This is a genomic window from Embleya sp. AB8 (assembly GCF_049739465.1).
In the GTDB taxonomy this organism is placed as follows: Bacteria; Actinomycetota; Actinomycetes; order Streptomycetales; family Streptomycetaceae; genus Embleya.
Genome location: NZ_JBMHHY010000001.1, coordinates 138,116 through 164,766, shown reverse-complemented (window position 1 = coordinate 164,766; position 26,651 = coordinate 138,116). Strand labels below are relative to the sequence as shown.

22 protein-coding genes and 1 pseudogene are annotated in these 26,651 nt (G+C 71.4%); 9 read left to right on the top strand and 14 right to left on the bottom strand.

All coding sequences use genetic code 11. The features are described from left to right. Positions 1-4 precede the first annotated feature (4 nt). Positions 5-1,156: an ABC transporter ATP-binding protein gene (locus ABIA38_RS00725; protein WP_424636350.1), complete on the bottom strand. Its 1,152-nt coding sequence runs from the start codon at positions 1,154-1,156 to the stop codon at positions 5-7. Positions 1,157-1,232: 76 nt separating this feature from the next. Next, a complete protein-coding gene (locus ABIA38_RS00720) occupies positions 1,233-2,729 on the bottom strand; it encodes a gamma-aminobutyraldehyde dehydrogenase (RefSeq protein WP_424636746.1) in 1,497 nt (498 codons plus the stop codon). 322 nt (positions 2,730-3,051) lie between these two features. Between ABIA38_RS00720 and ABIA38_RS00715 the strand changes: the two genes are divergently transcribed. Next, on the top strand, positions 3,052-4,665 hold the full coding sequence (locus tag ABIA38_RS00715) for a PucR family transcriptional regulator (RefSeq protein WP_424636349.1): 1,614 nt from the start codon (positions 3,052-3,054) through the stop codon (positions 4,663-4,665). A gap of 72 nt (positions 4,666-4,737) precedes the next feature. On the opposite strand, the gene ABIA38_RS00710 is transcribed toward ABIA38_RS00715, so the two are convergent. Further along, a complete protein-coding gene (locus tag ABIA38_RS00710; protein ID WP_424636348.1) occupies positions 4,738-5,991 on the bottom strand; it encodes a geranylgeranyl reductase family protein in 1,254 nt (417 codons plus the stop codon). Positions 5,992-6,096: 105 nt separating this feature from the next. On the opposite strand from ABIA38_RS00710, the gene ABIA38_RS00705 reads away from it, so the two are divergent. Beyond that, positions 6,097-7,296: a cation:proton antiporter gene (locus tag ABIA38_RS00705; RefSeq protein WP_424636347.1), complete on the top strand. Its 1,200-nt coding sequence runs from the start codon at positions 6,097-6,099 to the stop codon at positions 7,294-7,296. Positions 7,297-7,312: 16 nt separating this feature from the next. Here ABIA38_RS00705 and ABIA38_RS00700 read toward each other — a convergent pair whose 3' ends face one another. Together ABIA38_RS00700 and ABIA38_RS00695 are read right to left on the bottom strand one after the other, a co-directional pair. Then, entirely contained in the window at positions 7,313-8,530 is a 1,218-nt protein-coding gene (locus tag ABIA38_RS00700; protein ID WP_424636346.1) for a polyamine ABC transporter substrate-binding protein, read from the bottom strand. Positions 8,531-8,720: 190 nt separating this feature from the next. Further along, complete coding sequence (locus ABIA38_RS00695) at positions 8,721-10,151, bottom strand: gamma-aminobutyraldehyde dehydrogenase (protein ID WP_424636345.1); 1,431 nt, start codon at positions 10,149-10,151, stop codon at positions 8,721-8,723. 188 nt (positions 10,152-10,339) lie between these two features. Between ABIA38_RS00695 and ABIA38_RS00690 the strand changes: the two genes are divergently transcribed. The 4 genes from ABIA38_RS00690 (at position 10,340) to ABIA38_RS00675 (ending at position 14,381) form a co-directional block, all read left to right on the top strand. Further along, positions 10,340-10,831: an Lrp/AsnC family transcriptional regulator gene (locus tag ABIA38_RS00690; protein WP_424636344.1), complete on the top strand. Its 492-nt coding sequence runs from the start codon at positions 10,340-10,342 to the stop codon at positions 10,829-10,831. Then, positions 10,828-12,213 carry an aspartate aminotransferase family protein gene (locus ABIA38_RS00685; protein WP_424636343.1) on the top strand — a complete coding sequence of 462 codons (1,386 nt, stop codon included), beginning with the start codon at positions 10,828-10,830 and terminating at the stop codon, positions 12,211-12,213. The genes ABIA38_RS00690 and ABIA38_RS00685 overlap by 4 nt, the downstream gene beginning before the upstream one ends. A gap of 135 nt (positions 12,214-12,348) precedes the next feature. Further along, the gene (locus tag ABIA38_RS00680) at positions 12,349-13,005 is read left to right on the top strand and encodes a pyridoxamine 5'-phosphate oxidase family protein (protein ID WP_424636342.1); all 657 of its coding nucleotides are present in this window, start codon (positions 12,349-12,351) and stop codon (positions 13,003-13,005) included. Next, entirely contained in the window at positions 13,002-14,381 is a 1,380-nt protein-coding gene (locus tag ABIA38_RS00675) for an NAD(P)/FAD-dependent oxidoreductase (RefSeq protein WP_424636341.1), read from the top strand. Before ABIA38_RS00680 ends, ABIA38_RS00675 begins: the two co-directional genes overlap by 4 nt. Before the next feature lie 10 nt (positions 14,382-14,391). Here the strand turns inward: ABIA38_RS00675 and ABIA38_RS00670 are convergent, their stop codons facing one another. Then, positions 14,392-15,192, bottom strand: coding sequence for a tyrosine-protein phosphatase (locus ABIA38_RS00670; protein ID WP_424636340.1), 801 nt, complete (start codon positions 15,190-15,192; stop codon positions 14,392-14,394). A 179-nt stretch (positions 15,193-15,371) separates the two neighbouring features. Between ABIA38_RS00670 and ABIA38_RS00665 the strand changes: the two genes are divergently transcribed. Beyond that, positions 15,372-16,124, top strand: a complete 753-nt coding sequence (locus ABIA38_RS00665) for an ABC transporter ATP-binding protein (RefSeq protein WP_424636339.1) — start codon at positions 15,372-15,374, stop codon at positions 16,122-16,124. A gap of 4 nt (positions 16,125-16,128) precedes the next feature. Then, on the top strand, positions 16,129-17,400 hold the full coding sequence (locus ABIA38_RS00660) for a hypothetical protein (protein ID WP_424636338.1): 1,272 nt from the start codon (positions 16,129-16,131) through the stop codon (positions 17,398-17,400). 337 nt (positions 17,401-17,737) lie between these two features. Here ABIA38_RS00660 and rlmN read toward each other — a convergent pair whose 3' ends face one another. The 6 genes from rlmN to rpsB all read right to left on the bottom strand — a co-directional run bounded on the left by rlmN (position 17,738) and on the right by rpsB (position 23,702). Beyond that, complete coding sequence (rlmN, locus tag ABIA38_RS00655; RefSeq protein ID WP_424636337.1) at positions 17,738-18,844, bottom strand: 23S rRNA (adenine(2503)-C(2))-methyltransferase RlmN; 1,107 nt, start codon at positions 18,842-18,844, stop codon at positions 17,738-17,740. A 96-nt stretch (positions 18,845-18,940) separates the two neighbouring features. Next, positions 18,941-20,230, bottom strand: a complete 1,290-nt coding sequence (locus tag ABIA38_RS00650; RefSeq protein WP_424636336.1) for a phosphatidate cytidylyltransferase — start codon at positions 20,228-20,230, stop codon at positions 18,941-18,943. Then, on the bottom strand, positions 20,230-20,787 hold the full coding sequence (frr, locus tag ABIA38_RS00645; protein ID WP_391582826.1) for a ribosome recycling factor: 558 nt from the start codon (positions 20,785-20,787) through the stop codon (positions 20,230-20,232). The genes ABIA38_RS00650 and frr overlap by 1 nt, the downstream gene beginning before the upstream one ends. Before the next feature lie 32 nt (positions 20,788-20,819). After that, positions 20,820-21,629, bottom strand: coding sequence for a UMP kinase (gene pyrH / locus ABIA38_RS00640; protein WP_424636745.1), 810 nt, complete (start codon positions 21,627-21,629; stop codon positions 20,820-20,822). 81 nt (positions 21,630-21,710) lie between these two features. Continuing rightward, positions 21,711-22,544, bottom strand: a complete 834-nt coding sequence (gene tsf, locus ABIA38_RS00635; protein ID WP_424636335.1) for a translation elongation factor Ts — start codon at positions 22,542-22,544, stop codon at positions 21,711-21,713. Between the two features lie 204 nt (positions 22,545-22,748). After that, entirely contained in the window at positions 22,749-23,702 is a 954-nt protein-coding gene (gene rpsB / locus ABIA38_RS00630; RefSeq protein ID WP_424636334.1) for a 30S ribosomal protein S2, read from the bottom strand. Between the two features lie 465 nt (positions 23,703-24,167). Here rpsB and ABIA38_RS00625 point away from each other — a divergent pair. Next, positions 24,168-24,605 (top strand): annotated as a pseudogene (locus ABIA38_RS00625) (peptidoglycan DD-metalloendopeptidase family protein); the annotation flags it as partial. A gap of 95 nt (positions 24,606-24,700) precedes the next feature. On the opposite strand, the gene ABIA38_RS00620 reads toward ABIA38_RS00625, so the two are convergent. Both ABIA38_RS00620 and dusB read right to left on the bottom strand, forming a co-directional pair. Continuing rightward, entirely contained in the window at positions 24,701-25,282 is a 582-nt protein-coding gene (locus ABIA38_RS00620) for a TetR/AcrR family transcriptional regulator (RefSeq protein WP_424636333.1), read from the bottom strand. 68 nt (positions 25,283-25,350) lie between these two features. Continuing rightward, the gene (dusB, locus tag ABIA38_RS00615) at positions 25,351-26,547 is read right to left on the bottom strand and encodes a tRNA dihydrouridine synthase DusB (RefSeq protein ID WP_424636332.1); all 1,197 of its coding nucleotides are present in this window, start codon (positions 26,545-26,547) and stop codon (positions 25,351-25,353) included. Positions 26,548-26,651: the final 104 nt, after the last annotated feature.

Genomic DNA, 26,651 nt, shown 5'->3' with positions numbered 1-26,651 from the left:
GCGCTCACGCGGCGTCCTCGCTCGCCTCGGCGATGCCCGCGGTCAGGTCGCCCGACTCCAGGCCGAAGCCGTGCTCGGGGTTCCAGTGCAGCACCACCTTCGCGCCGGGCACCAGGCGCGCATCGCGCTCCATGTTCTGTTCGAAGACGGTGAACTCCTGGTCCCACGGCATCCGCACCACGTACTGCGTGGAGACGCCGATGAACGCGGCGTCCACGATCACCCCGCCGTCGAGCCGGTTGCGGTTGTCCGCGACACTCGCCCCGTCCGCGAAGGCGATGGTGATCTTCTCCGGCCGGATGCCCATCACCAGCCGGTCGCCCGCGGCGGCCGAACGGGCGGCGGGCAGCGCGAGCCGGTTGCCCTGCGCGTCGAGCAGCAGATCGCCGTCGGCGCGCCCGGTGACCTTGGCCTCGAGCAGGTTGGACTGGCCCAGGAAGTTGGCCACGAACGTGGTGCGCGGCGCCTCGTACAGCTCGACCGGCGAGCCGAGTTGCTCTATTCGGCCGCCGTTCATCACGGCGATCGTGTCGGCCATCGTCATGGCCTCTTCCTGGTCGTGCGTCACGTGCACGAAGGTGATGCCCACGTCGGTCTGGATGCGCTTGAGTTCGAGCTGCATCTGCCGGCGCAGCTTGAGGTCGAGCGCGCCCAGCGGCTCGTCCAGGAGCAATACCTGCGGGGTGTTGATCAGCGCCCGGGCCACCGCGACCCGCTGCTGCTGGCCGCCGGAGAGTTGGGTGGGCTTGCGCTTGGCCAGATGGCCCAGTTCGACCAGGTCGAGCATGTCCTTGACCGGCTGCGCGGTGTCCTTGACGCCGCGCCGCTTGAGTCCGAAGCCGACGTTGTCGGCCACGCTCAGGTGCGGGAACAGCGCGTAGTTCTGGAACACCGTGTTGACCGGGCGCTTGTACGGCGGCAACGCCGTGACATCGCGGTCGCCGATACTGACCGTGCCGGTGGAGGGCTGCTCCAGGCCGGCGATCATCCGCAGCGTCGTGGTCTTGCCGCAACCCGAGGCGCCGAGAAGGGCGAAGAAGGATCCGGCCGGGATGGTCAGGTCCATGGGTCGCACGGCCGTGAAGTCGCCGTAGTGCTTGCTCAGGCCCGCCAAGGAGACGTCGCCGGTGGCGCCGGCCCGCTGCTGCTCAGTCATGTTTCCTCTCGCCGCATCGCGGGCGCGAGGGCGGACGGGAGCTCGCGCTCCCGGCCGCCCGTTCGATGGGGGGTGGTTACCGGTCTCCGAAGATGGTCCGGTGCCAGTCCTTGCGGGCGATGCCCGTGCCGTCGTACATGACGTGCTTGACCTGGGTGTACTCGTCGAAGGAGTACTGCGACATGTCCTTGCCGAAGCCGGACGCCTTGTACCCGCCGTGCGGCATGTCGCTGATGATCGGGATGTGGTCGTTGACCCACACGCAGCCGGCCTGGATCTCCCGGGTGGCCCGCAGCGAGCGGAAGATGTCGCGCGTCCACGCGGAGGCGGCCAGGCCGTAGGGGGTGTCGTTGGCGAGCCGGATGCCCTCGTCGTCGCTGTCGAAGGGCAGTACGACCAGGACCGGGCCGAAGATCTCGTCCTGCACGATCTCGCTGTCCTGGGCCACCCCGGTGATCAGCGTCGGGCGGTAGAAGGCGCCCTTGGCCAGTTCGCCGCCGGGGATCTCGCCGCCGGTGACCACGGTCGCGCCGTAGCCGCGGGCGCGCTCGACGAAGCCGGCCACCGACTCCTGCTGCCGGCGCGAGACCAGCGGGCCGAGGTCGGTCGAGAAGTCGGTGGTGTCGCCCAGCCGGATGCCCCGGTACAGCTCCGCGACGCCGGCCACGAACGCGTCGAACAGCGGGCGCTGCACGTAGGCGCGGGTCGCGGCGGTGCAGTCCTGGCCCGAGTTGATCAGCGACGCGGCGACCGCGCCGTTGATCGCGGCGTCCGGGTCGGCGTCGTCGAAGACCACGAACGGGGCCTTGCCGCCGAGTTCGAGGTGCAGCCGCTTGACCGTGCGCAGCGCCACCTCGCCGACCCGCTTGCCCACTCCGGTGGAGCCGGTGAAGGAGATCATCGACACGTCGGCGTGGCCCATCAGGTATTCGCCGACGGTCCGCCCCTGACCGGTGATCACGTTGACCACGCCGTCCGGGATGCCCGCGTCGGTGCACGCCTGGGCGAACATCAGCGAGGTCAGCGGGGTGATCTCGGCCGGCTTGAGCACGATCGTGTTGCCCGCCGCGATGGCCGGCAGGATCTTCCAGGCGGCCATCTGGAGCGGGTAGTTCCACGGCGCGATCGAGCCGACCACGCCGATCGCCTCGCGGCGGATCATCGACGTGGAGCCGGTCGCGTACTCCCCGGCCGCCTTGCCCTCCAGGTTGCGCGCGGCGCCGGCGAAGAACGCGGTGTTGTCGACCGTGCCCGGCACGTCGAACTCGGTGGTCAGCCGGATCGGCTTGCCCGCCTGCGCGCTCTCCACCCGGGCGAAGTCGGCGGCGCGCTCGTCGAGCAGCACCGAGAGCCGGTTCAGCGCGCTCGCCCGCTCGCCCGGGGTGGCCCCCGACCACTGCGGGAAGGCGGCCTTGGCGGCGGCCACCGCCGCGTCCACGTCCGCGGGCGCGGCCAGGGTCAGGGTGTCGATCGTCTCGCCGGTGGCCGGGTCGGTGACGTCGAAGGTCTCCCCGGACGAGCCCTGCCGCAGTTGTCCCCCGACGTATTGATGACCTTTGCCGAAGTCCTGCATAGGCATGGGAGCCCTCCAAGGGATTTTCGATGAGCCGACGGGCGCCGCGGGTGGTGGTTATGCGCGTGAGCCGCGTCAGCGTAGGACGATGCCGTTTCGACACGGGGTGCCGCAACAGGCACATCGACAGGTAGGCGTGGGTGGGCTTTACAGGTCGTGAACCGCCCCCGCGAACCCCGGGGCCGCCGCTCGGACACCCCGGCGACCTGTCACCATGGAAGCACCGCCCACCGAGCCATTTACAGATTGCTCGACGATTCCCGCTTCCGGCGGGAACAACCGCACCGCGGTCGGGCCGAAGTCAGTTCGCGGAGGTTGTCGAATGTTCCCCACGGTGGCCGACGTACTGGCCCTCGATATCGTCCAGCGCGGTCGCCCACAGGTGGTCGCGGGCGAACGTGGCCTGGCCCGGCCGGTGCGCTGGGTGCACATCAGCGAGCTGCCGGACGTGACCCGACTGCTCAAGGGTGGCGAACTGGTGATGGCCACCGGCATCGCCCTCCCCGAGGAGCGCGAGGGTCTGCAACGCTACATCCGCGACCTGGCCGAGGTGGACGCGGCCGGCCTGGTGGTCGAACTGGGCCGGCGCTACACCGAGCAGCTGCCGCGCGCCCTGGTCGCGGCGGCCGAGCAGGTCGGCCTGCCGGTGATCACGTTGCGCAACGAGACCCGCTTCATCGGCATCACCGAGGCCGTACACGGCCTGATCATCGACGCCCAGCTGGCCGAGCTCCAGGCCTCCGAGGCGGTACACCAGGCGTTCAACGAGCTGGCCGTCGAGGGCGCCGAACCCGCCGAGATCGTCCGGCAGGCATCCCGAATGGCCGGCCGGCCGGTGATCCTGGAGAACCTCGCACACCAGGTGCTCGCCTACGACGCGGCCGGCCTGGCCGCCGAGACGCTCCTGGAGAACTGGGAGGACCGCTCCCGGCAGCTGCGCGTGTCCGCCCGGACCGCGTTCGACGAGCGCACCGGATGGCTGGTCACCACGGTCGGCGCGCGCGGGCACGACTGGGGCCGGCTGATGCTGGTCGGCGACGGCACCGCGCCGCCCGCGCGGCAGACCATGCTGCTCGAACGGGCCGCGTCCACCCTGGCCCTGAACCGGCTGGTGGTGCGCGATCGGGAGAGCCTGGAGCGGCAGACCCACCGCACCCTGCTCTCCGGGATCCTGACCCACTCCTACACGGTGGCCGAGGTGACGTTGCGCGCCCGCGCGCTCGGTGTCCCGCTGGAGGGGCGGCGCCTGGTCGGCGTGGTGTTGCGGCTGCGCCGCAGCGTGACCCCGGCCGCGCTGGAATCCCAGGCCCGACTGCGCGACTTCACCGAGATCGCCGCCGCGGCGGTGCGCGAGCGGCGGCTGGCCGCGCTGGTCGGCGGGCTCGACGACGACAACGTGGGCCTGTTGGTCGCACTCGGCTCGCAGGACACCGAGGACGGCGCGTTGGAGGGCTTCGCCGCCGCGGTCCGCCGACTCGCGCCGGACCTCGCGGACGACATCGTGGTCGCGGTCGGCTCCTCGGTGGGCGCGGTGCGCGATGCGCGGCGCTCGTTGTTGGAGGCGACCCAGGTCGCCGACGCCGCGCTGCACCAGGGCGGCAAGGCCGCGTTCTACCGGCTGCCCGACGTCCGGCTGCGCGGTCTGCTGCACCTGCTGCGCGACGACGCCCGACTCCAGACCTACGTGGAACGCGAACTCGGCCCCCTGCTGGCCTACGACGCGCAACAGGGCACCCAGCTGGTCCCGATGTTGCAGATCTATCTCGAGCACGGCCGCAACAAGTCCGCGGCGGCCGACGCCGCGCATCTGTCCCGGCCGTCCTTCTACGAACGGCTGCACCGGATCGAACGGGTCCTCGGCGTGGACCTGGACCAGGTGGAGAGCTGCCTGTCGCTGCACGTGGCACTGCTCGGCCTGGAGGCGCTGCGTCGCTGAGCGCGCCCGGCCGCCGCCGGGCGGACCGGACCGCCCCGGACCCGCGAACGGCGGGCCCGGGGCGGTCCGCGGTCAGTGTCCGGTCAGCGCCAGCACCCGGCGGGCGGCGGGCCGCTCCAGCAGGTCGGCGAAGGTGGCGCGCCCCTGGACCACCTTGCGGAACACCCGCCAGCCCTGCGGCAGGGTGCTCACCGCGTGGTGCAACATCGCGGGGTGCCGCTCGAACACGTCGAGCAGCAGCCGGCCGGCGCGCATCTCACGACCGAGCACCGCGTCGATGTCCGCGTGGTAGGCCGCGCCGAGCTTGTCCACCTCGGCGTCGGTGTCCACCCCGGCCACCTCCGCGGCCCGCTCCCCCGCCGACCGGCCCGAACGCAGCGCGTACGAGATGCCCTCGCGCGTCCACGGCTCAAGCAGCCCGGCGGCGTCCCCGGCGACCAGCACCCGGCCGCGGGACAGCGGCGCGCTCTCCTTGCGGCAGCGGGTCAGGTGTCCCGACTCGATCGCCGGGCGGAACCCGGCCAGGCCGAGCCGACCGATGAAGTCGCGCAGGTAGGCCCGGGTCGCCTCGCCCTCGCCGCGCGCGCTGATCACCCCCACGGTGAGCGTGTCGCCCTTGGGGAAGACCCACCCGTACGAGCCCGGCAGCGGGCCCCAGTCGAGCAGGACCCGGCCGCGCCAGTGCGCGGCCACCTCCGGCGGCACCGGGATCTCCGCCTCCAGGCCCAGGTCGACCCGGTCGAAGGTGACCCCGACATAGGCGGAGCTGCGGCCCGCGCTGCCGTCCGCGCCGACCACCGCGCGGGCCCGGACCTGCTCGCCGCCGGCCAGGGTCAGCGTCACCCGGCCCGCCGACTCGGCGATCCGGGTGACCGTGGCGCCCTCGCGCAACACCGCGCCCGCGGCCACCGCCGCCCGGGTCAGCGCCTCGTCGAAGCGGGCCCGGTCGACCAGGCCGATCAGCGTGGTCCGGGACGAGCGCACCCGTCGCCGGCGACCGCGCAGGGTGAACTCGACCTCGTGGACCAGGTCCTCCACCGGCGGCTCGAAGCCGGGCGGGAGGGCGTGCTTCGAGGGGCCGATGATGCCCCCGCCGCAGGTCTTGTAGCGCGGCAGTTCGGCCCGGTCCAGGACCAGCACGCGGCGCCCGGCGCGCGCGGCGGCCAGGGCCGCGGACGCCCCGGCGGGCCCGGCGCCGATCACCACGACGTCCCAGCTCACCGGCTCGGCGGGCGGGTCGGCACGGTCGGCGGTGGGGTCCGCGACGGGGTCGGCGGGCGATTCGACGGCGGGCCCGGCGGGGGCCTCGGGGGAGCTGCTGGTCATGGCCATCGACCCTAGTGCGTCCGTCCGGGCGGCTCCCGCCCGCCGGCGGCCGGGTGACCTGCGCGGCTGCCCGAAAAGCCGCCGAACGCGCACTATGCTCCGCCGGTGTCCCACGACAGCGCACCCTTCCTGATCGTCCTGACCCTGGCCTTCGTCGCGCCGCTGGCGGCCGATCTGCTCGGCCGCCTGCTGCCGGTGCCGACCGTGGTGCTCGAACTGCTGCTCGGGGTGCTGGCCGGACCGTCGGTGCTGAGCTGGGTGCACGAGACGACGGTGCTCACCTTCACCGCCAACTTCGGCCTGGCGTTCCTGATGTTCCTGGCCGGCTTCGAGATCGACCTGGCCCGACTCAGCGGCCGGCCGCTGCGCCGGGCGACGTTGGGCTGGGCGCTGTCCCTGCCGGTCGGGCTGCTGGTCGGCCTGCTGCTGGTGTGGTCCGGCTCGACCGTGTCGCGCCTGGTGGTCGGCCTCGCGCTGACCACCACCGCGCTCGGCACGCTGCTGCCGATCCTGCGCGACGCAGGCGCGCTGCCCACCCGGTTCGGCGCGCAGGTGATGGCGATCGGCACGCTCGGCGAGTTCGGCCCGATCGTGGCCGTCTCGCTGCTGCTGAGCGGGCGCAACGCGGGCGCCTCGGCGGTCGCGCTGGCCTGTTTCGCGGCGGTGACGGTGGTGGTGCTCGCGTTCGCCCGCCGGCCGCTGCCCGCCCCGCTGGACCGGGTGGTCCGGGCCACCCTGCACTCCAGCGGCCAACTCGCGATCCGGCTCGGCGTACTCGTCCTCGCGGTCCTGGTCTGGGCCGCGGACGAGTTGGGGCTGGACGCGCTGCTGGGCGCGTTCGCGGCCGGGCTGATCATCCGGCTGCTGCTGTCCGACATGCCGGCAGAGGCGCGCGAGACGGTCGCGGGCAAGCTGGACGCGATCGGGTTCGGGATGTTCATCCCGGTGTTCTTCGTGGTCAGCGGCGTGCGCTTCGACGGGCGCGCGTTGTTCGCGGACCTGGGCACGGTGGCTCTGCTGCCGCTGTTCCTGGTGTTGTTCCTGCTGGTCCGCGGCGTGCCGACGTACCTGGTGGAGCGCGGCGCACCGGCCGCGGTACGGCTGGGCCTGGCGCTGTTCGGCTCGGCCGGGCTGCCGCTGATCGTGGTGATCACCGGGATCGGGGTGGCCGAGGGCGAGTTGAAGGCGAGTACCGCCGCCGCGATGGTCGGCGCCGGGATGGTCTCCGTACTGGTGTTCCCACTGCTCGGGTTGCGCGCCTATCGCGGCGCGATCGCCGCCGATCCGGCCCTCACCGGCCGCTGACCCGGCGATCGTCGGCTCACAGGCCGATGATCTTGCCCCACGCCTTTTCCCAGCGGCGTTCCTCGTCCTCGGTGGTCTCCCGCATGCCGTGCAGCTTCGCGGTCATCTCCGCGTCCGGGAAGATCAGCGGGTTGCTCGCCGACTCGCGCATCGCCTTGTCCTGGGACTCGGCCATCACCTGCTGCGCGGCCGGCACCGGACATACGTACGCCACGTAGTGCGCCAGTTCGGCGGCGATCTCCGGGTCGTAGTAGAAGTCCATCAGCTTCTCGGCGTTGGTCTTGTGCGCGGCCTTGTTCGGCACCATGAGGTTCTCCGACCACAGCTCGGCGCCCTCTTCCGGGACCACGAACTCGATGTCGGGGTTGTCCAGCTTGAGCTGGCCCACGTCGCCCGAATACGCCTGGCAGGCCAGGATGTCGCCGCTGGCCAGGCCCGAGGTGTAGTCGTTGCCGGTGAAGCTGCGGATGTGCTTCTTGTCCACCAGCTTCTGCATCCGCTCCATCACCTTGTCCACGTCGGCGTCGGTGAAGGTGCGGATGTTCGCGCCCTCGCCGAGCATCAGCAGCGCGACCGCCTCCATGAAGCCCGCGAACACGGTCACCCGGCCCTTGAGTTCGGGCCGCCACAGGTCGTTCACCGAGTGGATCTCGCGACCCACCAGCTTCTTGTTGTACGCGATGCCGGTCATCCCGCTCTGCCACGGCACGGTGTACTCACGCCTGGGGTCGTAGCCCGGGCTGCGCAACGATTCGGCGAGGTTGGCGCCCACCTGCGGCAGGTTGGCCTTGTCCAGCTTCTGCACCCAGCCGAGCCGGACGAAGCGGGTACACATCCAGTCCGAGATGACGATCGCGTCCCGACCCGGCTCCTTGCCCGCCTGGATGGCCGGGTGGATCTTGCCGAAGAACTCGTCGTTGTCGTTGATCTCCTCGGAATACCGGACCTTGATCCCGGTCTTCTCGGTGAACGCGTCGAGCGTGGGGTGGCGCTGCTCGTCCTTGTCGTCGACGTCGATGTAGAGCGCCCAGTTGGAGAAGCGCACCACCTTCTCCTTGGCCGACCGGTCCGCGCCGCCGCGCTCGCTCTCCTTGACGTAGGCGGACGGCACACCGCACGCGGCCAGGGTGCCGAGCGCCGCCGCCGCGCCGGTGCCGCGCAGGAACATCCGCCGATCCACCCGGTGGCCGGCGATCCGCAGCGGGGACTGGGCGCGAGTGCGGGCGCGGGTCATCGGCGACTCCTTGGCGAATGCGGGGTGGGCCTGCCCGGTGGGCGGAGGACCGCGGGTGCGGACGAAATGGCCCACCGCATCGTGGCGTCGCCCCACCCCCGACGGCAACACGCACCCTGTCAACCCTCGCGGAGCGGAGTTGACAGGGTGCGTGCGGTGTCGCCGGCCGCCGGCCGCCCGGCGGGTGGGATCAGGCGTCGTAGTTGGTCATCACGTGCTTGATCCGGGTGTAGTCCTCGAAGCCGTAGCCGGAGAGGTCCTTGCCGTAGCCGGAGTGCTTGAAGCCGCCGTGCGGCATCTCGGCGACCAGCGGGATGTGCGTGTTGATCCACACACAGCCGAAGTCGAGCCGCTTGGCCATCCGCATCGCCCGGCCGTGATCCTTGGTCCACACCGAGGAGGCCAGCGCGTACTGCACGCCGTTGGCGTTGGCCAGCGCCTCGGCCTCGTCCTCGAAGGACTGGACGGTGATCACCGGGCCGAAGACCTCGTTCTGGATGATCTCGTCGTCCTGCTTGAGGCCGGAGACCACGGTCGGCGCGTAGAAGAAGCCCTTGTCGCCGACCCGGTGCCCGCCGGCCTCGACCTTGGCGTGCGCCGGCAGGCGCTCGATGAAGCCGCCGACCTGGGCGAGCTGGTTGACGTTGTTGACCGGGCCGTAGTCCGCGTCGTCGTGCGGGCCGGTCGAGGTGGCATTGGCCGCGGCGGCCAGCGCGGTGACGAACTCGTCGCGGATCGAGGAGTGCACGAGCACCCGGGTCGCGGCGGTGCAGTCCTGGCCGGCGTTGAAGAAGCCGGCGCCGGCGATGCCCTCGGCCGCGGCGGCGATGTCGGCGTCCTCGAAGACCACGACCGGCGCCTTGCCGCCGAGTTCGAGGTGCACTCGCTTGAGGTCCTTGGAAGCGCTCTCCGCGACCGCCATGCCCGCCCGCACCGAACCGGTGATCGAGGCCATCGCCGGCGTCTTGTGCTCGACCATCAGCCGACCGGTGTCGCGGTCGCCGCAGATCACGTTGAACACGCCGGCGGGCAGGATCTCGCCGATGATCTCGGCGAGCAGCACAGTGGACTCGGGCGTGGTGTCGGACGGCTTGAGCACCACGGTGTTGCCCGCGGCCAGGGCCGGCGCGAACTTCCACACGGCCATCATCATCGGGTAGTTCCACGGCGCCACCTGCGCACACACGCCGACCGGCTCGCGCCGCACCATGGAGGTGTGCCCCGCCATGTACTCGCCGGCCGACTTGCCCTCCAGCATGCGCGCGGCACCCGCGAAGAAGCGGATCTGGTCCACCATCGGCGGGATTTCCTCGGACGCGGTCAGCGCGCGGGGCTTGCCGGTGTTGCGACACTCGGCGTCGATCAGTTCGTCGGCGCGCTTCTCCACCGCGTCGGCGATCTTCAGCAGTGCGAGCTGGCGCTCGGCGGGCGTGGTCTCGCTCCAGCTCTCGAACGCCGTGGCCGCCGCGCGCATCGCCGCGTCGACGTCCCGCTCGCGAGAGAGCGGGGACGTCGCGTAGACCTCGCCGGTGGCGGGGTCGACGATGTCGAGCGTGCCGCCGTCCGCGGCGTCGGTGAACGTGCCGTCGATGTAGTTGCGCAGAGTACGCAGGTCGCTCATGTCCCAAGTCTCCTTCGAAAACGGGGCGGCGCCGGCAGGACGGCGAGGAGGTCCATTTTCCCGACCTGGGCCGCCTTCCCAGCCTAACCGGACCGGTATCGATATCCGCACCCCTAACACGCAGCAACAACTGAATCAGTTGTCCTCATGATCAAAGTCAACGGATTCCCTTGCGAAAGGCCCATCTGATGAGGCAGAGTGACCACGTGGCCGGTCGAGACAGAAACCCGAATGCGCCGGCCGACGCCGTGTCGAAGGCGATCATCGAGCAGCTCCAGGAGGACGGACGCCGCTCGTACGCCGCGATCGGCAAGGCCGTCGGTCTCTCGGAGGCCGCCGTACGTCAACGCGTACAGCGCCTGCTCGACCAGGGCGTGATGCAGATCGTCGCGGTGACGGATCCGCTGACCGTCGGCTTCCATCGCCAGGCCATGGTCGGGGTTCGGGTCGAAGGGGACATCGAACCCGTGGCGGACATCCTGGCCACGATGAAGGAAGTGGACTACGTCGTGATCACGGCGGGTTCGTTCGACCTCATCGTGGAACTCGTATGCGAGAACGACGACCACTTGCTCGACATCATCAACAAGAGGATTCGAGCGATTCCGGGCGTACGGAGCACCGAGAGCTTCGTCTACCTGAAGCTTCGGAAGCAGACCTACCAGTGGGGTACTCGATGACAGAGCAGTACGACAACGCGGCCCTCTCCAAGAGCGCCTACGACCACCTGTGGATGCACTTCACCCGCATGTCGTCGTACGAGAAAGCTCCCGTGCCGACCATCGTGCGCGGTGAGGGCAGCTACATCTGGGACACCAACGGGCGCAGGTACATCGACGGCCTCGCCGGCCTGTTCGTCGTCCAGGCCGGCCACGGCCGCACCGAGCTGGCCGAGGTCGCCCGCAAGCAGGCCGAGCAGCTCGCCTTCTTCCCGGTGTGGAGCTACGCCCACCCCAAGGCGATCGAACTGGCCGAGCGACTGGCGAACTACGCCCCGGGCGACCTGAACAAGGTCTTCTTCACCACCGGCGGCGGCGAGGCCGTCGAGTCCGCGTGGAAGCTGGCCAAGCACTACTTCAAGCTGACCGGCAAGCCGACCAAGCACAAGGTCATCTCGCGCGCCATCGCCTACCACGGCACCCCGCAGGGCGCCCTGTCGATCACCGGCCTGCCGGACTACAAGGCGCCGTACGAGCCGCTGGTGCCCAGCACCTTCCGGGTGCCGAACACCAACCAGTACCGCAAGCCGGAGTTCCTGGCCGACTCCTCGCCCGAGGGCTTCGGCCGCTGGGCCGCGGACCAGATCGAGGTGGCCATCCTCAACGAGGGCGCCGACACCGTCGCCGCGGTCTTCCTCGAGCCGGTGCAGAACGCCGGTGGTTGCTTCCCGCCGCCGCCCGGCTACTTCCAGCGCGTGCGCGAGATCTGCGACCAGTACGACGTGCTGCTCGTCTCGGACGAGGTCATCTGCGCGTTCGGCCGGCTCGGCACGATGTTCGCGTGTGACAAGTTCGACTACGTGCCGGACATCATCACCTGCGCCAAGGGCATGACCTCGGGCTACTCCCCGATCGGCGCGATGATCGTGTCGGACCGCCTCGCCGAGCCGTTCTACAACGGCAGCGACAACGTCTTCATGCACGGCTACACCTTCGGCGGGCACCCGGTGTCCTCCGCCGTGGCGCTGGCCAACCTCGACATCTTCGAGCGCGAGGGCCTGAACCAGCACGTGCTGGACAACGAGTCCAAGTTCCTGAGCACGCTGCAGAAGCTCCAGGACCTGCCGATCGTCGGCGACGTGCGCGGCAACGGGTACTTCTACGGCATCGAGATGGTCAAGGACAAGGGCACCAAGGAGACCTTCAACGAGGACGAGGCCGAGCGCCTGCTGCGCGGCTTCCTCTCCACGGCGCTCTATGACAACGGCCTGTACTGCCGCGCCGACGACCGCGGCGACCCGGTCATCCAGCTCTCCCCGCCGCTGACCGCGGACCAGGGCGTGTTCGACGAGATCGAGCAGATCCTGCGCGGGGTGCTGACCGAGGCCTGGACCAAGCTGTAAACCCCGGCATTTCGACGAACCCTCCGAGTCTGCCGCCGTCGCGCACACCCCGTGCGCGCCGGCGGCAGACTCGTTTCCGCTCGCAAATCACCCCAAATACCAGGTAATCCAGAGGAATCGACGGATCGAGGCCCGATGAGCCACCCCGACCCCGGCGCCACCCCCCGCACCCGCATACGACGCCTGCCCGACCACGCGGTGACGGAGCGGTCCGCGCTGCACGCCGTGTTGGACGCCGGCCTGGTCGGCCACCTGGCGATCACCGGCGAGGACGGTCAACCGTTCGTCCTCCCGGTCGCCTACGCCCGGGACGGCGAGCGAGTCCTGATCCACGGCTCCACCGGCAGCCGGCTCTTTCGCGGTCTGGCCGCCGGTGCCCCGACCTGCCTGACCGTGACCCTGCTCGACGGACTCGTGGTGGCCCGCTCGGCGTTCGAGTCGTCCATGCACTACCGCAGCGCGATGGTGCTCGGCTCGTGCGTCGTACTCCCGGACCGGGACAAGGCCGCCGCCCTCGACCTGCTCACCGACCGGCTGCTGCCCGGCCGACGCGAGGAACTGCGCCCGCATCGGGCCAAGGAACTGGCCGCGACCCTGGTCCTGGCGCTGTCCCTGGCCGAGGCCTCGGTGAAGATCTCCGACGGGCCGCCGGAGGACGACCGGGACGACCTGGACACCCCGATCTGGGCCGGCGTGGTGCCGATCACGGAACACTTCGGCGAGCCGGTGGCCGCCCCGGACCTGCGCTTCGACCTGCCCGCCCCGGACTACCTGAGGAAGTGGCAACGATGACCGCCGACTACCGCGACGTGTCGTTGTGGTTCGACACGCTCGACGAGCCGATCACCGCGCGCCCCGCGCTCGCCGGCGATCTGGACGTGGACGTGGCCATCGTCGGCGCCGGCTACACCGGCCTGTGGACCGCGTACTACCTGGCCAAGGCCGATCCGAGGTTGCGGATCGTGGTCCTGGAGCGGGAGGTGGCCGGCTTCGGCGCCTCCGGCCGCAACGGCGGCTGGTGCTCGGCGCTGTTCCCGGCCTCGATCGCGAAGGTGGCCCGCACCAGCACCCGCGAGCGGGCCGTCGCCCAGCAGCGGGCGATGAACGCGACCGTGGACGAGGTCGGCCGAGTGGTTGCCGAGGAGGGCATCGACTGCGACTTCACCAAGGGCGGCACGGTCGTGCTGGCCCGCACCCCCGTACAACTGGCCCGGGCGCGGGCACTGGTCGCGGACGAACACGCGTGGGGCTTCGACGACGCGGACGCCCGCCTCCTGGACGCGGCCGAGGCCCGCGCCATGGTCGGCGCCACCGACGTGCTCGGCGGCACCTACACCCCGCACTGCGCGGTGATCCACCCCGCCAAGCTGGCCCGCGGCCTGGCCGCCGCGGTGAGCGCGCTCGGGGTGACCATCCACGAGCACACCCCCGTCACCGCGATCGAGCCCGGCGCCGCGCTCACCCCCTACGGTCGGGTACGCGCCGACGTGGTGGTCCGGGCCACCGAGGGCTACACCGCCGAGTTGGCCGGCTTCCGCCGCGAACTCGCGCCGGTGTACTCGCTGATGATCGCCACCGAGCCGCTGCCGAAGGCGTTCTGGGACGAGGTGGGCCTGGCCCGTCGGCAGAGCTTCAGCGATCTGCGGCACCTGATCATCTACGGGCAGCGCACCGCCGACGACCGGCTCGCCTTCGGCGGACGCGGCGCGCCGTACCACTTCGGCTCGAAGGTACGGCCCGAGTTCGACCGGGACGAGAAGGTCTTCGCCGAGCTGCGCCGGGTGCTCACCGAGCTGTTCCCGGCGGTGGCCGACGCGCGGATCACCCACACGTGGGGCGGCCCGCTGGGCGTGGCCCGCGACTGGTACGCCGGTTGCGGTCTCGACCGCGCCCGCGGCCTCGCCTGGGCGGGCGGCTACGTCGGCGACGGCGTGGGCACCGCGAACCTCGCCGGCCGCACCCTCGCCGACCTGATCCGCGACGAGTACACCGAGCTGACCCGGCTGCCCTGGGTCCGGCACCGCTCCCCCAGGTGGGAGCCGGAACCGCTGCGCTGGATCGGCGCCAACGTGGGCCTGCGGGTGATGGCGGGCGCCGACGTCGAGGAGCAGCGCACCGGGAAGGACTCCCGGCTCGCGCACGCCTTCGGCCGCTTCCTCGGCCACTGAGCCGGCCCGGTCACCGCCCCCGGATCACCCGGCGCCAGGACTCCAGGTGCTCCGGGGGCGCGCCGACCCCGAGCAGGAACTCCGCCGCCGAGCCGTGCCGCTCGGCCAGCACCCGCAGGAACGTGTCGATGGACGCGCGCGCCGCGCCGCGCATCGCGGGGGCGACCGGGCTCGCCGGGTCGATCCGCGGCTGCCTGGGCAACCGGTCGATCCGCTCGAACATCTCGTCCAGGTGCGTCTGGGTCTCGGTGTAGTCGGCGATGATCGCCTCTCGCTCGACGCCGGCGACCGACAGGAGCAGCGCGACCAGGATCCCGGTCCGGTCCTTGCCCGCGGTGCAGTGCACCAGCGCGGGCACCCCGCCGTCGCCGGCCAGGATCTCCAGGGACCGGACGTACGACTCACCGCCGCGCTCGGCCATCCGCAGATAGAGCAGCCCCGCGCCGAACTCGTCCACGCTGCCCAGGTCGATGTCCTCGTCCAGGTCCAGGCCCTGGGTCTGCCCGGCCGAGATGTCGCCGATCGCGGCCCGATCGGCGACCAGTGCGGAGCGCCGGCCGAGCAGCGGCAACCGATGCCGGGTCACCCCCGGCCACTCGGTCACCGGCAGCCCCTCGCCGGCCGAGCGCAGGTCCAGCACGTGCCGGACGCGGTGCGTGTGGGTGAGCCGGTCGATCCCCTCGGCGGTGAGCAGATCCGGGGTCTCGCTGCGCAGCAGTACGCCCGTACGAGTGACTCCCCCGTCGATCAGCGGTAGGCCGCCGATGTCGCGGGCATTGAGCAGATCTGGAAGATCGAGCCGGCGGTTCATGTGCACCCCGTTCGGAACGTGTTCGATACGCCTGTTCGCCTCATCATGGTGGGCGCGAACTCCCGCCGCCGGCAGGGTTTCCGAGTGAGGGCGTTGGTCGGCCCCGCCGCAATCGGGTGCCGCGACGCTCGTTGGAGGAGACGGGTTGGCAACGAACTTTTCTCTGCGGGAGGTGTGCCATGTCCCTGTCGTCCCGCCCGGCGAGACCCGATGACCGGCGCACCGTCGCCGGCGCCGGACCGGCCACCCCACCCGACAACGACGTGCTGCGCGGTCGTGGGCTCACCCTCACCCGGGGTCCGACCACATTGCTCCGGGACGTGTCGGCGGCGGTCCGCGCCGAGGAGACGTTCGCGATCACCGGTCCCCCCGGCGCCGGCAAGTCGGCGCTGCTCACGTGTCTGTCCGGGGTGGTCGCGCCCGATTCCGGCGAGGTCTGGTTCAACAGCGGCCCGCTGCACGTGCTCGACGAGAAGGGCCGAACCGCGTTGCGCAGGCGGCACTTCGGGCTGGTCGACGGCCGCACCCGGCTGCTGCCGGAGTTGACCGTGGCGGAGAACGTCGCGCTGCCGCTGCTGCTCGGCCGGGTACGCCGGGCCGAGGCGTTCGCGATCGCCCGGCACTGGATGGAGCGCGTGGACGTCGCCGAGCATGCCGACTCCCGACCGGCCGCTCTGGGGCCGGCGTCGCTGCGACGGGCGGCGGTCGCCCGGGCGCTGGTCACCCGGCCGGCGGTGGTGTTCGCGGACGAGCCGGCGCACGGCCTGGTCGACGCCGACCTCGACCACCTGATGCGGATCCTGGTCTCCGCGGTGCGCTCGCACGGGATGACCCTGGTGCTGGCCACCGCCGATGCCAGGGTGTCGGCGCACGCGGACCACGGTCTGGCGCTGCGCGAAGGTCGCCCCGATCCGCGCGCGGACGGGTGGTAGCGCGGTGTCCCGGCGCGACCCGATGTTCGGGCGGCACGCGTTGCGCGGCGCCTCCCCGGTCGACGCCGCCCGGGTGCTGGCCGGCGCGGCGGTGGCGGGTACGGCCGCCCTGGTGTTGTTGTCGCTGCTGGCCTGGGCGCGGCCGAGCGGGCGGCCCGGGCCGGCGCTGATCGGTCCGCTCCTTGCGGCGCTGCCGGTGTTGATCGCGGTGGGTGTCCTGAGCGCGGCGGCGGGCCGGCCGGCGCGGCAGCACCGCGCGGATCGCCGCCCGGCCGCCCACCCCGACCACCCGCCCACCGCTCACCGGCGCGGTCCGGTCGCGGTGGAGGCGGGCATCGCGGCCCTGGTCGGGGTGATCGCCGGCACCCAGGCGCACCTGGTCCTGCGCTCGCTGCTCGGTTCGGCCCCCCGTGCGATCGGCCGGCTGCTCGCGGTGGACGCCTCGGTGTCCTGGCCGGGCCCGGTCGCGCTGCTCGTACTGCTCCCCGCGATCGCGGCGGCGGCCGCCGCGCTCGAGGTACGGCCGGCGGGCGCCCGCCGATTGCCGCGCGTGCCGTCGTACGTCGGTCCGTTGCTGGTGCTGGCCGGGCTGCTCGGGCAATACCTGATCGCCGACCCGGCCCGGCCGAAGCGGCTTCCACACGGCGCGCTGCCGGCGGCGGTGGCGGGCTACGGTGCGGTGCTGCTGGGCGCGGCGCTGACCGTGCCGTGGTTGGTGACCTGGCTCGGCGCGGGCTGGGCGGCCCGAGCCGGTCGGGTGTGGTCGTTGTGCGCGGCCCGCCGGATCGAGGCCGGCGCGCGCGGCCTGGCGCTGCCGCTGGGGCTGAGCACGATCGCCCTCGCGGTGGTCACCACGAGCCTGTTGGCGGGCGACGGGACGCCGGTACGGATGGCCGACGCGCCGCTGTTCCTGATCGTGGCCACGGCGTCGTCGTGCGCGGCGGCGTTGTTGTTCACGGTGGTCGTGGAATACGGCTCGGCCCGCCGGGAGACCTCCCGCACGCTGCACGCGATCGGCGCGACCACTCCGATGGATCGTCGCGCGGCGCTGATCGCCCTCGCGGTGCCGGTGCTGGTCTGCCTGGTGTCCTCGGTCGCGGTCGGCGCGCTGGCCGCGTGGCCGGCGCACGGCGGCGGCAATGCGTTCCCGACGGTGTCCACCCGCGCCGCGACGCTGGGCACCGTGTGGGCGGTCGGCCTGCTGGCCGGCACGCTGATCGCGGCGGCGGTGGTGATCCTGCGCGACGAACGGCCGCGCCGCCGGGGTCGGGCCTGAGGCCGCGTCCGCGCCCTCGGCGAACTCCCGGACCTGGGAAAACACTTCGAGCCCGGCGCGGCGTCCCCTTCCGCGACGGGCTCGAAGTGCTTATCGTCTCGGGGGCCACGCGACCCCGAGCCGTGCGCCGGATCGTGTCCCTTCGACCGGCGGCTTTGGCGTGCCACCGCCGGATCATTCGAACGGGGGGATCAAAGGATCCGACGGCCTGGCACTGAGATCAGTCTGCCCTGCGGCGCCTAAGGATCCGATAAGGATTCGTTACCCGTTCTATATCCTCGCGCGGTGCGCCCGTGACCTGCCCCGGATGTCCGGCTTGCCCGGCCGGTGGGCCGGACTACCCCTCGGCGGCGGCGAGTTGGCCGCACGCGCCGTCGATGTCGCGGCCTCGGGTGTCCCGGACGGTGACCGGTACGCCGTGCTTGGTGAGCAGGCGGACGAACTCGTCCTGGCGCTCGGCGGTCGACGCCGTCCACTTCGACCCCGGGGTGGGGTTGAGCGGGATCAGGTTGACGTGCGCGTTGTGGTTCTTGAGCCGGCGCCCCAGCAGGTCGGCCCGCCAGCCGTGGTCGTTGATGTCCTTGATCAGCGCGTACTCGATGGAGACCCGGCGGCCGGTGACGCCCTCGTAGTGCCACGCCGCGTCCAGCACCTCGCGCACGTCCCAGCGGGTGTTCACCGGGACCAACGTGTTGCGCAGGTCGTCGTCGGGCGCGTGCAGGGACAGGGCCAGGGTGACCGGGATCCGCTCCTCGGCGAGCTTGTACATCGCCGGGACCAGGCCGACCGTGGACATCGTCACCGAGCGGGCGGAGATGCCGAGGCCGTCGGGGCCCGGGTCGGTCAGCCGGCGCACCGCGCCGACCACGGCCTTGTAGTTGGCAAGCGGCTCGCCCATGCCCATGAAGACGATGTTGCTGACCCGGCCCGGACCGCCGGGCACCTCGCCGCGGGCGAGCGCCCGGGCGCCGGCGAGCACCTGTTCGACGATCTCGCCGGTGGACAGGTTACGGGTCAGCCCGGCCTGGCCGGTGGCGCAGAACGGGCAGTTCATCCCGCAGCCCGCCTGCGAGGACACACACATCGTGACCCGGTCGGGATAGCGCATCAGGACGGCCTCGACGAGCGTGCCGTCGAAGAGCTTCCACAACGATTTGCGGGTCGCGCCGTCGTCGCACGAGATGTCCCGCACCGAGGTCATCAGCGTGGGCAGCAGCGCCTCGGCGAGCTTGGCCCGCGACGCGGCGGGCATGTCGGTCCACTGCGCGGGGTCGTCCGAGAGGTGACCGAAGTAGTGCTTGGCGAGTTGGGCCGCGCGAAACGGCTTCTCGCCCAGCTCGGCCACCGCCTCACGGCGCTCGGCGGGGGTCAGGTCGGCAAGGTGGCGCGGCGGCTTCGAACGACGCGGCGGCGCGGTGAAGGTGAGTTCTCCTGGTTTGGGCATGGCTCGTCCAGTGTCGCAGGTGTACGGGCGGGGCCGGATCGACCCCGCTCTCGTGCACACGCGGCCATCCGGAAATCGGCCGGATTCGGGTCCGGGTCAGACGAATACGGCGAGCAGCAGCCACACCACGGGGGCCGCGGCGAGCAGTGAGTCGAGGCGGTCCATCACGCCGCCGTGGCCGGGCAGCAGGTTGCCCATGTCCTTGACCTTGAGGTCGCGCTTGATCATCGACTCGGCCAGGTCGCCGAGCGCGGACACCGCGGCGGCGGCGACGCCCACCACGGCGCCCTGCCACCACGCGCCGTCGAGCATGGTCAGCACACACACGGCACCGGCGACGGCGGCCAGGAACACGCCCCCGGCGAAGCCCTCCCAGCTCTTGCCGGGACTGATCGTGGGCGCCATCTTGTGCCGACCACCGGAGATCACCCCGGCCGCGTAGGCACCGGTGTCCGCGCAGACCACCAGGATGATGAAGGTCAACACCCGGTGCGCGCCGTCGTGGTCGGCGAGCATGAGCACCGCGAACCCGGCCAGGAACGGCAGATAGAAGACGGTGAACACACCCGCCGTCATGTCCCGGAGGAAGTCCTCGGGCCCCTCGGTCATCCGCCAGATCATCACCGCGATCGCGGTCAGCGCGGTCGCGATCGCAAGCCCTTCGGCACCGCGCGCGTAGCCCGCCACCAGCATCGCCACCGAGCCGACCGCCAGCGGCACGAGCGGGATCCGGATCCCGCGCCCGACGGTGGCGCCCTGTGCGGTGCGGCCGGCCGCGTCGGTGACCGCCTCGGCCTTGCCGAACGCGCCCGCCAGCTCCCACAGGCCGACCAGGACCGCGAGCAGCACGACGCCGACGAACAACACCGGCAGGGTGAGCAGCGAGGCGACGATGACCGCGCCGAGTCCGGCGCCGACCCCGATCGCCTGGGGCAGGTTGCGACCGGCCTTGCCGACCGGTTTGGCGGGCGGCTCCTCGGTCACCACGGACCCCTCACGCCCGGCTTCGAGCCGGGCCGCGTCCACCGCAGCGGACTCCTCGCCGAACGAGTGCTCGTCGAACGATTCCTCGCCGAAGGAGAATCCCGAGCGGGCCGGATCGTCGCCCGGGTGGTAACCCGCGATCGGTGCCGGCTGCGTGTGGTCATCCTGTGTCTGTACCCCGACGCCGGCGGGAAAGTGCTGCTGCGCACGAGTGGCGCCATCCCCGTAGCCGCCGGACCGAACCGCGTCGTAGTGGGCCGCGTCCTGACCCGTGGAGGCATCCGGAACCTGCTCCGGCCACGCGCCGTACGACCCGTACGGGTCGTGGCCGGGCGGCAGATCGGGGTGCGCTCCCGCGGGCGGATCGGCCGGCGGCGTACCGCCCCAGGTCGAGTCGTTCATCAGACTTCGAGCAGCTCGGCTTCCTTGTGCTTCAGCAACTCGTCGATCTGCGCGACGTACTTGTGGGTCGTGTCGTCGAGTTCCTTCTCGGCGCGACGCACCTCGTCCTCGCCGCTCTCGCCGTCCTTGACCAGCTTGTCGAGCGTCTCCTTGGCCTTGCGCCGGATCGCCCGCAACGAGATCTTGGCGTCCTCGCCCTTGCCTCGCGCCAGCTTGATGAACTCCTTGCGGCGTTCCTCGGTCAGCTGCGGGAAGACCACGCGGATCAGCTTGCCGTCGTCGGTCGGGTTGACCCCGAGGTCCGAGTCGCGGATCGCCTTGACGATCGCGTTCGTCGAGCCGCGGTCGAACGGGGTCACGATGACCATGCGCGGCTCGGGCGTGGTGAACGAGGCGAGCTGGTTCACCGGCGTCGGCGAGCCGTAGTAGTCCACCAGGATCTTGTTGAACATGGCGGGGGTGGCCCGGCCCGTGCGGATCGCCGCGAAGTCCTCCTTGGCGACCACGACGGCCTTCTCCATCTTTTCCTCGGCCTCGAGGAGAATCTCGTCGATCATCTCGGCTCCTGTCCCGGTCCTGTCGCCGTCGATCAGCCGTCGGTACGGCTGACCAGGGTGCCGATCTTCTCACCCCGCACGGCGCGGGCGATGTTGCCCTCGACGAGCAGGTTGAAGACGACGATCGGCAGTTCGTTGTCCATGCACAGGCTGATCGCGGTGGCGTCCGCGACCTTGAGCCCGCGGGCGAGCACCTCGGCGTGATCCAGCCGATCGAACATGACCGCGTCCGGGTGGGACTTCGGGTCGCAGTCGTACACGCCGTCGACACCCTTGGCCATCAGCAGCGCGACCGCGTCGATCTCGAGCGCACGCTGCGCGGCCGTGGTGTCGGTGGAGAAGTAGGGCATGCCCATGCCCGCGCCGAAGATGACCACGCGACCCTTTTCCAGGTGTCGCACGGCACGGCGCGGGATGTACGGCTCGGCGACCTGGCCCATCGTGATGGCGGTCTGCACGCGGGTGTCGATGCCCTGCTTCTCCAGGAAGTCCTGGAGCGCGAGGCAGTTCATCACGGTCCCGAGCATGCCCATGTAGTCCGAGCGCGCGCGGTCCATGCCGCGGATCTGCAGCTCGGCGCCGCGGAAGAAGTTGCCACCGCCGATGACGATGGCCACCTGTGTGCCGCGCCGCACCACGTCGGCGATCTGGAGCGCGATGGTCTGCACGGTGTCGGGGTCGACGCCGAGGGCGCCACCACCCGCGAACGCCTCACCGGAGAGCTTGAGCAGCACCCGGCGGGCGTATGGGTTCGGCTCGTCGCCCTCGGCGGACGACGAGGAGGCCGCCTTCGTTTCGGTTTCCTGCACGGTTCCCTCCACGCCTTGCGGCCTCCTCGCCATCCTGCTGCCTACTGCGTTCATGCCTACTGCATGCCCCGACCGCGTTCATGCATGAATCGGGGCGGTGCCGCGAGCTTCGGTTCAGACGCCGACGCGGAAGCGGGTGAACCGCTTGACCTTGACGCCGGCCTCGTCCAGAACCTTGCCCACGGACTTCTTGGCGTCCTTGGCGAACGCCTGGTCGAGCAGCACGTTCTCCTTGTAGAAGCCGGTCACCCGGCCGTCGACGATGCGCTCGAGGGCGGCCTCGGGCTTGCCCTCCTCGCGCGCGGTGGCCTCGGCCACACGACGCTCGTTCTCGACCGTCTCGGCCGGCACGTCCTCGCGGCGGAGCACCGTGGGGGAGAACGCGGCGATGTGCTGCGCGACGTCCTTGGCGACCTCGGCGTTGGCGCCGTCCAGCTCGATCAGCACGCCGATCTGCGCGGGCAGGTCGGGGCTGGTCTTGTGCAGGTAGGCGGCGACGAAACCGTCGGCGTACTGCGCGAAGCGGTCGAGGACGATCTTCTCGCCGAGCGTGACGTTGGCGTCGTCCACGTACTGCCGGACGCTCTTGCCGGCCTCGATCTCGCTCGCGAGCAGCGCGGCGAGGTCGGCGGGCGAGGTCTTCGCGACGTGCGCGGCGATCGCGTCGGCGGCCTCGACGAACTTCGGGCTCTTGGCCACGAAGTCGGTCTCGCACTTGAGCTCGACCAGCACGCCGGACGCGTTGCCGTCGAGCAGCGCGACGACCGCGCCGTTCGAGGCCGAGCGGCCCTCGCGCTTGGTGACGCCCTTCTGGCCCTTGACGCGAAGGATCTCGACCGCCTTGTCGACGTCACCTTCGGCCTCTTCGAGGGCCTTCTTGCAGTCCATCATGCCTGCGGCGGTGAGCTCACGGAGCTTCTTCACGTCCGCGGCGGAGAAGTTCGCCATGTCCTGATTCTCTCGTCTCTCGGGTCAGCGGCCCGGTTGCCCGAGCGACTGCGGGTGAGGGTGTCGCCCCACCCGATGAAGGTCAAGGGACTGTGCGGTATTCCGACACATACGAGGCAGTACGGGATGCGTACGCACCGTGATCGGGCCCCGGCACAGGGCGAGGGGTACGCCGGCTGGGCCGTCGTACCCCTCGATCCAGGGTCAGACCTGCGGGTCGGCCTCGGCGGCGGGCGCCTCGGCGACAGGCGCCTCGGCGGCGGCCTCGGTCGCGGCGGTCTCGCCGGTCTCGGTCTCGGCCACGACATCGGCCTCGGTGACCGAGCCGGACTCGACGATCTCCTCGGTGGCCGGCGCGGCGTCGGCGGCCGGGGCCGCCTCTTCCTTCTTGCCGGCCTCGAGCAGCTCGCGCTCCCAGTCGGCGAGGGGCTCGCCGGCGGTGGCCTTGGCGTCGGCGGCGGCGCCACCGGCACGCGACATGAGACCGTCGGCGACGGCGTCGGCGATCACGCGGGTGAGCAGCGTGACCGAGCGGATCGCGTCGTCGTTGCCCGGGATCTTGTAGTCGACCTCGTCGGGGTCACAGTTGGTGTCGAGGATCGCGACGACCGGGATGTGCAGCTTCCGGGCCTCGCCGACGCCGATGTGCTCCTTCTTGGTGTCCACGATCCACACGGCCGAGGGCACGCGCTGCATGTCGCGGATGCCGCCGAGGGTCTTCGCCAGCTTGTCCTTCTCGCGCTTGAGGACGAGCAGTTCCTTCTTCGTCATGCCCGAGCCGGCCACGTCGTCGAAGTCGAGCTGCTCGAGCTCCTTCAGGCGCTGGAGGCGCTTGTAGACGGTCGAGAAGTTGGTCAGCATGCCGCCGAGCCAGCGCTGGTTGACGTAGGGCATGCCCACGCGCGTCGCCTGCTCGGCGATCGCTTCCTGCGCCTGCTTCTTGGTGCCGACGAAGAGGATCGTGCCACCGTGGGCGACGGTCTCCTTGACGAACTCGTAGGCGCGGTCGATGTACGACAGCGACTGGAGCAGGTCGATGATGTAGATGCCGTTGCGCTCCGTGAAGATGAAGCGCTTCATCTTCGGGTTCCAGCGGCGGGTCTGGTGACCGAAGTGGACGCCGCTTTCCAGCAGCTCCCGCATCGTGACGACGGCCATGGCCGTACGCTCCTTGGGCTCTCGTCCCGGCGATCGTGCCCGGGACTCTCGGTTGTGCCGTGGCGACGGGTCGCCGCCACGCCTGACGCCCGCGACACCACGCCGAGGTCCTTGCGGATTTCCCGGACCGAGAGGTGTCCCCATCGAGTCCCGCTCATTGGCGTCTCGCCATGCGGGACGTCGGCGGCTCGAAGGTGGGCGCGCGAAGTCGACCCGGAAGGCCGGGCCGCTCCGGGAAGTGTACGGGAACCCCGCGCGGCCGAGCGACTCGCCTTCCGGCCACCGTTTTCCGACGTCTCGTCAGCCTGTATCCGAGGTCCCGGCTTTCGAGGTGGATCGGTCCTCGGTGGGCGATTGTCGGCCGCTTGTGGACAAAAAAGTTGTCTACGCGCAGTGCACGGTCATTTGTCCACAGGCTCGTACGCATCGTCCCGGGGGTCGTCCGCGGGCGGCGAATCTGGACGCATGAATCCATCCGGGCCGGGACGCGGGCCGATCGTGCTGTGTTTGTTGTTGCTCACCGCGGTGTTGTCGACGGCCGGTCCGCCGGCCGCGCCCGCCGCGCGGCGATCCGCCGTCGCACCGCGCCGGTGGGTGTGGCCGCTGGATCCGCGACCCGCGGTGCTGCGCGGGTTCGAGCCGCCGGCCGCGGCCTGGCTGGCCGGGCATCGTGGGGTCGATCTGGCCGCGCGGGTCGGGCAGCCGGTGCGGGCCGCGGGCGCCGGAGTGGTGGCGTTCGCGGGGCGGGTGGCGGGGCGCGCGGTGGTCACGGTGCGGCACGGCGACGTGCGCACGACCTACGAGCCGGTGCTCGCGTCGGTGCCGGCGGGTCGCGCGGTCGCGGCGGGCGAGCCGCTCGGGGTGCTCGCGCCGGGGCCGTTCCACCTGGCCGAGCCGTGTCTGCACTGGGGGCTGTTGGTCCCGGAGTATCGCGACCCGCTCACCCTGCTGCGCCGAACCCGGGTGCGGCTGTATCCGAACGTGCCGAACGCCGGCGGTTATCCGACCCTGGCCACGCCGCCGAGCACGAGGGCCAGTGTGGCTTCCTCGACCGCGCCGGGGTCGGCGCCGCACTCGATGCGGCGGACGGCCGCGTCGACCATGCCCTGGACCAGCGTGGCGACCAGCATCGGGTCGCGGTGGCCGAGCGCGGCGAGCGCGTCCACCACCAGTTCGACGATCCGCCCGTGCGCGGCCCGGATGCGCTCGCGCGCGTTCGCGTCCAGCTCGCCGGTGGAGATGGCGACCACGACACGATGACGGCGATCACCGACCAGTTCCAACTGGCGGGCCACGTAGGCCGCGATCTTCTGCGCCGGGTCCTCGGTCGCGCCCATCGCGTCCTCGACCTCGGCCACCCACGCGGGCAGGTCCACCGCGCACAACTCCTCGACCACGGCGGCGCGCGAGGCGAAGTATTCGTAGAGCGAGGAGCGGGCCAGGCCGGTGCGTTCGGCCAGCGCGGGGAAGGTCAGCGCGGCGAAGCCGCCCTCGTCGAGCAGGCTCCGCGCGGCGTCGAGCAGCGCGGCGTGCTGCATCGCGCGGTGTTCGGCGACGGAGGACGCTCGAATCTTGGGCATCCACTCACTCTACGACGTCACCGTGGGCGACATCGGGGTGCTTGCGGAATTCGCCGGCCCGGCCGGGATCAGCCGCCGGAGTGGTCCAGTTCGGCGTCGATCGGGGGCAGCGCGCACTCCGGGTCGTCCAGCCAGCCCTCGGGCAACACGACCCGCTTGCCGCCGGCGGTGCGCCCGCGCGGTCCGTCCGCGCCGACCGGCCAGGGCTGGTCCAGGTCGAGCTTGCCGAACCAGTCGTCGAGTTCGGCCAGGCTGCTCGCGGTGGCCAGGCCGCGCCGGATGGTGCCGCCGACCGAGAAGCCCTTCAGGTACCACGCGACGTGCTTGCGCAGGTCGGTCACGCCGTGCCGCTCGTCGCCGATCCACTCGGCGAGGAGTACCGCGTGCCGGCGCATGATCGTGGTGGCCTCGCCCAGTGTCGGGCGGGCCCGGTCGGCGCTGCCCTCGAACGCGGACACCAGATCGCGGAACAACCACGGGCGACCCAGACAGCCCCGGCCGACCACGACGCCGTCGCAGCCGGTCTCGCGCATCATCCGCAGCGCGTCCTCGGCGTCCCAGATGTCGCCGTTGCCGAGCACCGGGATGTCGGTGACCACCTCCTTCAGGCGCGCGATCGCGGACCAGTCGGCGGTGCCGCCGTAGTGCTGCTCGGCGGTGCGGCCGTGCAGGGCGACCCAGGTGATCCCCTCGTCCACCGCGATCCGGCCCGCGTCGAGGTAGGTCAGGTGGTCGTCGTCGATGCCCTTGCGCATCTTGATCGTCACCGGCACACCGCGCGCGTTCTGCACCGCCGAGCGCAGGATGTCGCGCAGCAGGTTGCGCTTGTAGGGCAGCGCGGAGCCGCCGCCCTTGCGGGTGACCTTGGGCACCGGGCAACCGAAGTTGAGGTCGATGTGGTCGGCGAGGTCCTCGTCCACGATCATCGCCACCGCGCGGCCGACGATGTCCGGGTCGACGCCGTAGAGCTGGATGCTGCGCGGACGCTCGGTGTCCGCGAAGCGGATCAGCCGCAGGGTCTTGGCGTCCCGTTCGACCAGCGCGCGGGTGGTGATCATCTCGCTGACGTAGAGCCCGGCCGGTCGCGCGGTGGTGGCCGCCTCGGCCTGTTCCTGGCACAGCGTGCGAAACGGCGCGTTGGTGATGCCCGCCATCGGGGCCAGCACGACCGGCGGCCAGATCCGCGCACCGCCCGAGGCGCCCAGCGGCAGCGGCGCCCAGGGGCGGGCGGTCGCGTCGCGGGCGGGTGCGTCGGCGGGTGCCATGGACGGTGCTCCAGGAGGGGTGTCGGGACGGATCCGATCCATTGTCCCCCACCGGGAACAGCACCCTCCCGGAACAGCTGCCGGAATAACCGCCGGCGAGGTGT